Below are 10,942 nucleotides of genomic sequence, written 5' to 3'. Positions count from 1 at the left end.
CTATGTCCCCGGACCGTACATGGGGAGAGGGCCGGGGTGAGGGGTGAGCAGTACCTTCTTTCATGTTGTGAGATTGATAACAAAAATTATCTCATACATCTCAAAAGTGTTAACCTGCACTCAAAAACATAATTTTCACTATTTATAAAAATGAAATAAATGTTTTATTTATAGGGTCGTTAGTTCACAGCATTCACCAACACCGGGAGCCGTTATGTTTAACATTGCTTTACTGGGCGCTGGCCGAATTGGCCAGGTACATGCAGCTAACATCGCCAGCCACGGCGCGACCACGCTCTGGTCCGTGGTTGACCCGAATCAGGAATTTGCCACCCGTCTCGCCGCACAGTATCAGGTCCGCCAGCAGAGCGTGAATGAGGCGATGACCGACCCTAACGTTCACGCCGTGCTGATCGCCTCCGCCACCGACACCCACGCGGATCTGATTGAAATGGCCGCCCGCCACGGCAAGGCTATCTTCTGCGAAAAGCCGGTACACCTCGACCTCGCCCGCGTGCGCGACTGCCTGAAAGTGGTTAAAGAGTACGACGTGCCGCTGTTCATCGGCTTTAACCGCCGCTTTGACCCACAGTTCCGCCGCGTGAAAACCGATGCCCAGGCCGGGCGCATCGGCAAGCCGGAATCGTTGCTGATCATCTCCCGCGACCCGTCTCCGCCGCCCGCGGAGTACGTGCGCGTCTCCGGCGGCATGTTCCGCGATATGACCATTCACGACTTCGACATGGCCCGTTTCATCATGGGCGAAGAGCCGGTGTCGGTGTATGCCCAGGGCAGTAACCTGGTGGATCCGGCGATTGGCGAGGCGGGGGATATCGATACCGCGTTTATCGTTCTGAAATATGCCTCCGGCGCGATGGCGACCATCGTCAACAGCCGCCGCTCCTCTTACGGTTACGACCAGCGCCTGGAGCTGCACGGCTCCGAAGGGCTGCTGTGCGCCGGCAATATTCTGGAAAACCAGGTGCAGCACTACGGCAAACAGGGCTGCACCAGCGCGCTGCCGGAACACTTCTTCCTGCAGCGCTACAAATCCGCTTACGCCGCGGAATGGGAACACTTTGTTGCGGTCCTGCGCGGCGAAGCGGTGCCTGACTGCAGCGGCGATGATGGTGAACGTGCGCTGTACCTTGCGGATAAAGCGCTGGAGTCGCTGCGTAGCCAGCGCGAGATCGTCCTCTAAACACAACAACCCTACACAGAGAGACATAATAATGAAAAAACTGATCTTAGCCGCCCTCATCGCCATGACGTCCGGGGCCGCCCTCGCCGAAAACGAGCAGATTGTTTTCAGTACGCCAAACCTGGCCATGCCGTTTGAGGTTCACATGCAGCGTACGGCGGTGAAAGCCGCGAAAGAGATGGGCGTGAAGCTTCAGGTACTGGACGGGCAGGGCAGTTCACCGAAGCAGGTGGCTGACCTGGAAAACGCCATCACCCGCGGGGCGCAGGGCTTTATCGTCTCCCCGAACGACGTGAACGCGGTCTCCAGCGCGGTGGATGAAATTCAGGATGCGAAGCTGCCGGTGGTCACCCTAGACCGCTCCGTCGACAGCCAGAAGAAAGTGCCCCACTTTGGCGCCAACAACTACAAAGGCGGCCAGGCGATTGGCGACTTCGTCAAAACCAAATTCCCCGACGGGGCAGAGATCATCCTGCTCACCGGCCAGCCGGGCTCCTCCTCCAATATTGAACGCACCAAAGGGATCCGCGACAGCCTGAAGGCGGGCGGGGATAAGTACAAGATCGTCGCCGATCAGACCGGCAACTGGATGCGTTCTGAAGGGATGCGCATCGTCGAAAGCGTTCTGCCTTCGCTACCGAAACGCCCGCAGGTGATCCTCTCCGCCAACGACGATATGGCGCTGGGCGCGATTGAAGCCCTGCAGAGCCAGGGCGTGAAGCCGGGTGAAATCCTCGTGACCGGTTTTGATGCGGTGCCGGAAGCGCTGGCCCGCGTGCGCGACGGCTGGCTGGCGGTAACGGCGGATCAGCGTCCGGGCTTTGCGGTGCAGACGGCGATGAGCCAGCTGGTGGCCAACGTGCGCGAGAAGAAAGCCATCACCGGGGCCGACTACCCGCCAACGCTTATCACCAAAGAGAACCTGCAGCAGGCTGAGCGTATCGGTGAGGCCGGTAACTGATATGTCCCGAGCCGCCTCTGGCGGCTCAACATGAGGAGGAGCAGACCGATGTCGCAACCCTTACTGAAAGTGACCGACCTGGCAAAAAGCTTTTCCGGCGTCTGGGCGCTAAGCAGCGCCCAGCTGACCGTCGGCGCGGGGGAGATCCACGCCCTGCTGGGGGAAAACGGAGCGGGAAAATCCACGCTGCTGAAGGCGCTTGCGGGCGCGCAGCCGCAAACCCGCGGGGATATCTGGTTCAACGGCGAAATGCTGCCGGTGGACGACTCCCCGGTGGAACGGCAGAACAAGGGCATTATCACCATCTATCAGGAATTCAACCTGCTGCCCAACATGACCGTCGCGGAAAACATGTTTCTCGGGCGCGAGCCGCGTAAACGGAACCTGATCGTCGACGAAAGGGCGGTAAATCAGGAGGCGCAGGTCATTCTCGATTACCTGCAGCTAAACGTTGCGCCGACCACGCCTGTCGCTCGTCTGAGCGTCGCCCAGCAGCAGATGGTGGAGATCGCCCGGGCGCTGACCCTCAACGCTCGCCTGATCATCATGGATGAACCTTCCGCCGCGCTGAGCGACAGCGAGGTGGAAAGCCTGCACCGCGTGGTGCGGGAGCTTAAAAACCGCGGCGTGAGCATTATTTACGTTACCCACCGCCTGCACGAAGTTTTTCAGCTCTGCGATCGCTTCACCGTATTTCAGGACGGCCGCTTCACCGGCACCGGCGCGGTGGCGGAGACCAACGTCGAACAGCTGATCCGCCTGATGGTCGGGCGCGACGTGGCCTTTAACCGTCGCCCTGCCAGCGAAACCCATCATCAAGACAAACCTGTCCGCCTGGCGGTGAAGGGGCTGAGCCGCGAAAAGCCGCCGCTGGATCCGCACGGCATCGCCCTGCACGACATCAGCTTCCACGTCCACGCCGGGGAAGTTCTGGGCATTGCCGGGCTGGTGGGCGCGGGACGCACCGAGGTGGCTCGCTGCCTGTTTGGCGCAGACGCCTTTACCTCCGGGAGCTTTGAGCTGGACGGCGTGCCGTACCAGCCGCGCGACCCGCTGTATGCCCTCGACCAGGGCGTGGCGCTGGTGCCCGAAGACCGTAAAAAAGAGGGGGCGGTGCTGGGACTGTCGATTCGCGACAACCTGTCGCTCTCGTGCCTCTCCTCGCTGCTGCAGTGGCGCTGGTTCGTGAACACCCGCAAAGAGGACGATCTGATTGAGTCCTACCGGCAGGCCCTGCAGATCAAAATGGTCAACAGCGCGCAGGAGGTGCGCAAGCTCTCCGGCGGTAACCAGCAGAAGGTGATCCTCGCGCGCTGCATGGCGCTCAACCCGCGGGTGCTGATCGTCGATGAGCCGACGCGCGGCATCGACGTGGGGACCAAATCGGAAGTGCACCAGGTGCTGTTTGACATGGCGAAAAAAGGCGTGGCGGTGATCGTGATCTCCTCCGATCTGCCTGAAGTGATGGCGGTGTCTGACCGGATCATCACCCTCAGCGAAGGCCGGGTGACCGGCGAGATCCACGGTGACGACGCTAACGAAGAACGGCTGATGACGATGATGGCCATCAACCACAACGCCCTGAACGCGGCATAACGGAGTTTCTCATGACGCAGATGATTTCTAAAACGCAGGCCCCGGTCAAACGCGCCGGACGCATCGATCCCATCGCCTTCTTCGAGCGCTTCGGGGTGCTGATTTTCATGATCCTGCTGCTGATCTTCTTCCAGTCGCAGAACAGCAACTTTTTCTCTGAACGCAATATTTTCAACATCCTGACTGAAGTCTCCATCTACGGGATCATGGCCGTGGGGATGACCTTCGTCATTCTGACCGCCGGGATCGACCTCTCCGTGGGCTCCATCCTGGCGGTGTGCGCCATGACCGCGGCGTACGTCATTAAGGGCGATAACTTCACCACCGTCGACCCGAACGCCTGGGGCGGCATGAGCTGGCTGATCGGGCTGGGGATTTGTCTGGCGATGGGCACGGCGATTGGCTTCCTGCACGGCCTGGGTGTCACCCGCCTGCGCCTGCCGCCGTTTATCGTCACCCTCGGCGGGATGACCATCTGGCGCGGCCTGACCCTGGTGATCAACGACGGCGCACCGATCGCTGGTTTCGACCCTGGCTACCGCTGGTGGGGACGCGGCGAGCTGCTCGGCATCTCCATTCCGATCTGGATCTTCGCCATCGTCGCCGTCGGCGGATATCTGGCGCTGCATAAAACCCGCTGGGGCCGCTTCGTCTACGCCATCGGCGGCAACCCGGAGGCGGCGCGCCTAGCGGGGGTTAACGTCAAGCGCGTGCTCGTCAGCGTCTACGTGCTGATCGGCTGTCTGGCCGGGCTGGCGGGCTTCATCCTGAGCGCGCGTCTGGGGAGCGCCGAGGCGGTGGCCGGGATCTCCTTTGAGCTGCGCGTTATCGCCTCGGTGGTGATTGGCGGCACCTCGCTGATGGGCGGCTACGGGCGCATCGGCGGCACCATTATCGGCTCCATCATTATGGGCATTCTGATTAACGGCCTGGTACTGATGAACGTCTCGGCTTACTACCAGCAGATTATCACCGGGTTAATTATCGTTCTGGCGGTGGCGTTTGATACCTACGCCAAGAGCCGTCGCGGCGCACTGTGAGGATCGTGATGAAAGAGGTTCGTATTGGATTGATTGGCACCGGGTATATCGGCAAGGCGCACGCTATCGCCTATGCCCAGGCCCCGACGGTGTTCAACCTGCGCGGCAGGCTGGTGCGCGAGATGGTGGCGGAAGTCACGCCGGAGCTGGCGGCAGAGCGCGCCCGGGCGTTTGGCTTTAACCGTTCAACGGGAGACTGGCGGGCGCTGGTGGCCGACCCGGCCATTGACGTGGTGGATATTTGCTCACCCAACCACCTGCATAAAGAGATGGCGCTGGAGGCGATCCGCCACGGCAAGCACGTCTACTCGGAGAAGCCTCTGGCGCTCAACGCCCACGATGCGCGCGAGATGGTCGACGCCGCGAAGCGGGCCGGGGTGAAAACGCTGGTGGGGTTCAACTACATGAAGAACCCGACGGCGCAGCTGGCGAAGGAGATTATCGCCCGCGGCGAGATTGGCGAGGTGATCCACTTCTACGGCACCCACAACGAAGACTATATGGCCGACCCGCTGTCGCCCATCCACTGGCACTGCTTTAAAGAGACCGCCGGGCTGGGCGCACTGGGCGACCTCGCGGCGCATATCGTCAATATGGCTCAGTACCTGGTGGGCGATATCGAGCAGGTCTGCGGCGATCTGAAGATCGTGGTCCCGGCGCGCCCGGCGAAGGCCGGATCGTCAGAGATGATTGCGGTGGAAAACGAGGATCAGGCCCACGCGATGGTGCGCTTCGCGGGCGGGGCGCAGGGTGTTATTGAAACCTCCCGCGTCGCCTGCGGCCGCAAGATGGGGCTCTCGTACGTGATCACCGGGACGAAGGGCGCCATCAGCTTCACCCAGGAGCGCATGGCGGAGCTAAAGCTCTATCTGCATGACGATCCGGTGAACCGTCAGGGGTTCCGCACGCTGCTCGTCGGCCCGGCGCACCCGGACTACGCCGCGTTCTGCATGGGCGCAGGCCACGGAATTGGCTTTAACGATCAAAAAACGGTGGAAGTACGCGACCTGGTGGACGGGATTGCCGCCGACGCGCCGATGTGGCCGGACTTCGAAGAGGGCTGGAAGGTGTCGCGCGTGCTGGACGCGATTGCGCTCTCGCACCGGGAAGGCCGCTGGCTGAACGTGAACGACATTGTCTGATGAGGTATCAACGTGGAAAAGCAGTTTGATGTGATATGCATGGGCCGCGTGGCGGTAGACCTCTATAGTCAGCAGATTGGTGCCCGCCTGGAGGACGTGTCGAGCTTCGCCAAATACCTTGGCGGATCCTCCGGCAACGTGGCGTACGGCACCGCGCGCCAGGGCCTGCGCTCGTCGATGCTGGCGCGCGTCGGCGATGAACATATGGGCCGCTTCCTGCGCGAAGAGCTCAACCAGGTAGGCTGCGATACCAGCCATCTGATTACCGATAAAGAGCGCCTCACGGCGCTGGTGCTACTCGGCATTAAAGACCGGGACACCTTCCCTCTGATTTTTTATCGCGATAACTGCGCGGATATGGCGATTACCGCCAGCGATGTGGACGAAAGCTACATTGCCTCCGCACGTTGTCTTGCCATCACCGGGACCCATCTTTCTCATCCGCAGACCCGCGAGGCGGTGCTGACGGCGCTGGGCTATGCCCGCCGTCACGGCGTGCGCACGGTGCTGGACATCGACTACCGTCCGGTGCTGTGGGGGCTCACCTCCTTAGGCGACGGCGAAACGCGCTTTATCGCCGCCGACCAGGTCACCCGCGAGCTGCAGGAGGTACTGCACCTCTTCGACGTCATTGTCGGCACCGAAGAGGAGTTCCACATTGCGGGCGGCAGCACGGATACCCTGCAGGCGCTGGGGCAGGTGCGCGCCGTCAGTGAAGCAACGCTGGTCTGCAAGCGCGGCGCGCTGGGCTGCTCGGTCTATACCGACGCCATTCCGCCCCGGCTGGACGACGGCCTGACGGTGACAGGCGTGCGCGTGGAGGTGCTGAACGTTCTCGGGGCGGGGGACGCGTTTATGTCCGGCCTGCTGCGCGGCTACCTGAACGACGAGGGCTGGGAGCAGGCGTGCCGCTACGCCAACGCCTGCGGCGCGCTGGTGGTCTCGCGCCACGGCTGCGCCCCGGCGATGCCGAGCAAAATCGAGCTGGATGACTATCTCTCCCGCGCTGCGGTTGTGCCGCGCCCGGATCTTGACCCGCGTCTTAACCATCTGCACCGGGTGACCACCCGCCGCCGCGAGTGGCCGGAGCTGTGCGTGATGGCCTTCGATCACCGCAGCCAGCTTGAGGATATGGCGATGCAGTGCGGCGCGTCGCTTAAGCGCATTCCGGCGCTGAAGCAGCTGATCCTGCAGGCGAGCCGCGAGGCGGCGAGCCGCGCCGGGCTTGAGGGCAAAGCCGGCCTGCTGTGCGACGGCACCTTTGGTCAGGACGCGCTGAACGCGATCACCGGGGAAGGGTGGTGGATTGGTCGCCCCATTGAGCTGCCGGGCTCCCGCCCGCTGGAGATGGAGCACGGCAACATCGGCACCCAGCTTATCAGCTGGCCGCAGGAGCACGTGGTGAAGTGCCTGGTCTTCTTCCACCCGGAAGACGCCCACGGCCTGCGTCTGGAGCAGGAGCAGAAAATCGCTGAGGTGTACCACGCCTGCTGCCGGTCCGGGCACGAGCTGCTGCTGGAGGTGATCCTGCCCGCCAGCATGCCGCGCAGCGACGAGCTCTACCTGCGCGCCATCTCCCGCTTCTACAACCTGGGCATTTACCCGGACTGGTGGAAGCTGCCGCCGCTTTCCGCCGACGGCTGGACGGCGCTCGGCGAGATTATCGAACGCCGGGACCCGCACTGCCGCGGGGTGGTGATCCTCGGTCTGGACGCTCCGGCGGAACAGCTGCGCGCGGGCTTCAAGGCCGCAGCGGGGCAGCCGCTGGTTAAAGGCTTCGCCGTGGGGCGCACGCTGTTTGGCGACGCCTCCCGCGCGTGGCTGAAGCACGATATTGACGATGCGCAGCTGGTAGCGCGCATCCGGGACAACTACCTGCAGCTTATCGCCTGGTGGCGCGAGCGCGGACACGCATAATGGAGATAACAATGAGTGTGCAATTAGGCATTAACCCGCTGACGTGGACGAACGACGATCTGCCTTCCCTCGGCGCGGAAACCTCGCTGGAGACCTGCCTGAGCGAAGGGAAAGAGGCCGGTTTTGCTGGCTTTGAGCTGGGCAACAAATTCCCGCGTGAAGCGCGCCTGCTTGGCCCGATTTTGCAGCGCCACGACCTGCAGCTGGTCTCCGGCTGGTACTCCGGCCGCCTGCTGGAGCGCAGTGTGGAGGAGGAGATCGCCGCCGTGCAGCCGCACCTGACGCTGCTGCGCGAGCTGGGGGCGAAGGTGCTGGTCTTTGCGGAAGTGAGCGGCTGCATTCACGGCGAGCAGCAGACCCCGGTGCATCTGCGTCCGCGCTTCCCTCAGGCGCGCTGGAAGGAGTACGGCGAGAAGCTCACCGAATTTGCCCGCTACACGCAGCAGCAGGGAGTCCAGATTGCTTACCATCATCATATGGGCACGGTGATTGAGTCCGCCGACGACGTGGACAACCTGATGACCCACACCGGAGAGGCGGTGGGACTGCTGCTGGACACCGGTCACCTGACCTTTGCCGGGGCCGATCCGCTGGCGGTGGCGCAGCGCTGGGCGTCGCGCATCAACCACGTTCACTGCAAAGACGTGCGCGCCGACGTGCTGGCGGACGTGAAAAACCGCAAAACAAGCTTCCTCGATGCGGTGCTGAGCGGCGTGTTTACCGTGCCGGGCGACGGCTGCGTCGATTACCCGCCGATCATGAGTCTGCTGAAGGCGCAGGACTATCGCGGCTGGCTGGTGGTGGAGGCCGAGCAGGATCCGGCGATTGCCCATCCGCTGACCTACGCTCGTCTGGGGTATAACAACCTGAGCCGCCTGGCGCGCGACGCCGGGCTTATTTGAGGAGGTGACATGTCACGTCTGTTATCACGCTGGCAGCAGCCGAACGCGGAGGGGCGCACTCAGTCCGTCACCCCGGAACGCGCAGGGTGGGGGTACGTCGGGTTTGAGGCGTATGAGCTGCAGGAGGGGCAGACGCTGACGCTGCCCGCCGTCAGGGAAGAACGCTGCCTGGTGCTGGTCGCCGGGCGCGCCTCTATCACCACTCCTTCCGCGCAGTTTAACGATATCGGCGAGCGGATGAGCCCCTTCGAGCGCATCAAACCGTGGGCGGTATACGTTACCCCGCAGGAGACGGTGCAGGTGAAGGCGCTGACGGCGCTGGAGCTGGCGGTCTGCGCCGCGCCGGGCAAGAGCTCGTACCCGACGCGGCTGATTGCCCCGCAGGATATCGACGCTGAAGCGCGCGGCAAGGGGCACAACCAGCGCTACGTGCACAACATTCTGCCGGAAGACAAGCCCGCCGACAGCCTGCTGGTGGTGGAGGTCTGGACTAGCGAGGGCTGTACCAGCTCGTACCCGAGCCACAAGCATGACACGGATAACCCGCCGCAGGAGACCTACCTGGAGGAGACCTACTATCATCGCCTCAACCCGGAGCAGGGGTTCTGCATGCAGCGCGTCTACACCGACGACAGAACGCTGGATGAGTGTATGGCGGTCTACAACCGTGACGTGGTGATGGTGCCGAAGGGGTATCACCCGGTGGCGACGATAGCGGGGTATGACAGCTACTACCTCAACGTGATGGCCGGTCCGGTGCGCAAATGGATGTTCACCTGGGAAGAGGACCACGCGTGGATTAATCGCGATTATCCCGCAGAGAGGGGGGGCTGAGACGGCCTTTCTTGTCGGGTGGCGCTGCGCTTACCCGGCCTACGAAATCGTAGGTTCGTGCAAGCGTAGCGCCGCCGGGCGAATTGTCCTCAGTGTGTCCGCCTCGCCTGCTCAATCGTCCGGGCGATGGCTTCCGGCTGACTCACCATCGACACGTGGCTCGCGGCCACCTCGGTGGTTTTCGCATGTATCGCCTTCGCCATTGCACGTTCCAGGTCGGGGTTGATCATCCGGTCATGCTTGCTGACCACAAACCAGCTCGGTTTATCATGCCACGCCGCGTGAGTCACCTTTTCACCAAACGCATCGGCCTTAATTGGCCCCTGCGTGGCCGCGATAGCGTTTTGTTCACCCGGCTTCACGTCAGGCGCGAAGTCCTTCCTGACGGCTTCCGTCGGCAGGTATAAATAGCCGTCCACCGTTTTAGCGATGCCCGCGCTACCCGGCGGCGGAGGGAAGCTACCTGCCAGATCCGCCGTCGACTGGCCGGAATCCGGCGCGAACGCCGCCACATACACCAGCGATTTTACCCGTGCATCGTTGCCCGCCTCGCTAATGACGGTTCCGCCCCAGGAGTGGCCTACCAGCACCACGTCGCCGTGCGCCCGGGCGATGGCCCGTTTTGTGGCGGCAACATCATCCTTAAGCGAGGTGAGCGGGAGCTGGACGGCAATGACCTCTGCGTGCTGTTTCTGCAGAAGGGTTATCACCTTATTCCAGCTGCTGCCGTCGGCAAACGCACCGTGCACCAGCACGACGCTGGTTTTATTTTCCGCGAAGGCGCTGGCAGAAAGCGCCAGCAGGCCCGCCGTCAGTACAGACAGTGCTTTCATGTTCAGACTCCTTAAAAATGGTGGATCGCCGCGTGGGGCGGGACGGTAAATTCAATGGTTTTGTGGTCGAGCGGCTTGTGCGTCGGGTCAGCCAGGATGATCGTTACCTTGTGCTTGCCGGCGGGCAGCCCCACCAGGATCACCGGCTCGCCGCTGGCGTCAGCCCAGTGCCACGGCGCGCCGTCCACCACCACGTGAATGTGCCCGATGCGCGGGGTCACCTTGAGCGCCTCGGGGCCGAATACCGGCTCGATGCGCAGGTTTTCGGCCCGGTACTGGATAAACACCGCGCCTTTGCTCAGCGGCCCGGCAAGCGGCGGATCGACGATCAGCCTGGCGGGCGGCTGCGGGTGTTCCAGCGGCGCAACGGCGGCGGGGCCGTTAACGTCCGCGGCGCTCAGGTTGTCCAGCGGCGTGGCCTGGGCATGTGTTACAGAGGCCAGGACGAGCAGGGGTAAAATTGCGTAACGACGAATCATGGTTCTCTCCTCATCAGTTCTGAATGACGACAGGGAA

Annotated in this window: 10 protein-coding genes; 8 read left to right on the top strand and 2 right to left on the bottom strand. The window is 62.7% G+C overall.

Annotated elements, in window-relative coordinates; genetic code table 11:
- The first annotated feature begins 214 nt into the window (after nucleotides 1–214).
- Genes iolG through iolB form a run of 8 tightly spaced genes read left to right on the top strand, consistent with a single transcriptional unit; the run spans nucleotide 215 to nucleotide 9,593 of the window.
- On the top strand, nucleotides 215–1,201 hold the full coding sequence (gene iolG / locus IM273_RS13675; RefSeq protein ID WP_028014047.1) for an inositol 2-dehydrogenase: 987 nt from the start codon (nucleotides 215–217) through the stop codon (nucleotides 1,199–1,201).
- Nucleotides 1,202–1,232: 31 nt separating this feature from the next.
- Nucleotides 1,233–2,162, top strand: a complete 930-nt coding sequence (locus IM273_RS13670; RefSeq protein ID WP_041908742.1) for a sugar ABC transporter substrate-binding protein — start codon at nucleotides 1,233–1,235, stop codon at nucleotides 2,160–2,162.
- Nucleotides 2,163–2,210: 48 nt separating this feature from the next.
- Nucleotides 2,211–3,758: a sugar ABC transporter ATP-binding protein gene (locus IM273_RS13665; RefSeq protein WP_028014046.1), complete on the top strand. Its 1,548-nt coding sequence runs from the start codon at nucleotides 2,211–2,213 to the stop codon at nucleotides 3,756–3,758.
- An 11-nt stretch (nucleotides 3,759–3,769) separates the two neighbouring features.
- Complete coding sequence (locus IM273_RS13660; RefSeq protein WP_028014045.1) at nucleotides 3,770–4,798, top strand: ABC transporter permease; 1,029 nt, start codon at nucleotides 3,770–3,772, stop codon at nucleotides 4,796–4,798.
- 8 nt (nucleotides 4,799–4,806) lie between these two features.
- Complete coding sequence (locus IM273_RS13655; RefSeq protein WP_151414099.1) at nucleotides 4,807–5,940, top strand: Gfo/Idh/MocA family protein; 1,134 nt, start codon at nucleotides 4,807–4,809, stop codon at nucleotides 5,938–5,940.
- 12 nt (nucleotides 5,941–5,952) lie between these two features.
- Complete coding sequence (gene iolC, locus IM273_RS13650; RefSeq protein ID WP_193051229.1) at nucleotides 5,953–7,857, top strand: 5-dehydro-2-deoxygluconokinase; 1,905 nt, start codon at nucleotides 5,953–5,955, stop codon at nucleotides 7,855–7,857.
- Between the two features lie 11 nt (nucleotides 7,858–7,868).
- Nucleotides 7,869–8,759, top strand: a complete 891-nt coding sequence (iolE, locus tag IM273_RS13645; RefSeq protein ID WP_045260203.1) for a myo-inosose-2 dehydratase — start codon at nucleotides 7,869–7,871, stop codon at nucleotides 8,757–8,759.
- 9 nt (nucleotides 8,760–8,768) lie between these two features.
- A complete protein-coding gene (iolB, locus tag IM273_RS13640; RefSeq protein WP_193051228.1) occupies nucleotides 8,769–9,593 on the top strand; it encodes a 5-deoxy-glucuronate isomerase in 825 nt (274 codons plus the stop codon).
- A gap of 89 nt (nucleotides 9,594–9,682) precedes the next feature.
- Here the strand turns inward: iolB and IM273_RS13635 are convergent, their stop codons facing one another.
- The gene (locus IM273_RS13635; RefSeq protein WP_193051227.1) at nucleotides 9,683–10,426 is read right to left on the bottom strand and encodes an alpha/beta fold hydrolase; all 744 of its coding nucleotides are present in this window, start codon (nucleotides 10,424–10,426) and stop codon (nucleotides 9,683–9,685) included.
- Between the two features lie 11 nt (nucleotides 10,427–10,437).
- Nucleotides 10,438–10,905, bottom strand: coding sequence for a DUF6130 family protein (locus tag IM273_RS13630; protein ID WP_048999681.1), 468 nt, complete (start codon nucleotides 10,903–10,905; stop codon nucleotides 10,438–10,440).
- Nucleotides 10,906–10,942 lie beyond the last annotated feature (37 nt).

It is taken from the genome of Enterobacter cloacae complex sp. P13B (assembly GCF_014895915.1).
GTDB lineage: Bacteria > Pseudomonadota > Gammaproteobacteria > Enterobacterales > Enterobacteriaceae > Enterobacter > Enterobacter bugandensis.
This window is presented reverse-complemented; position numbering and strand designations above follow the sequence as displayed.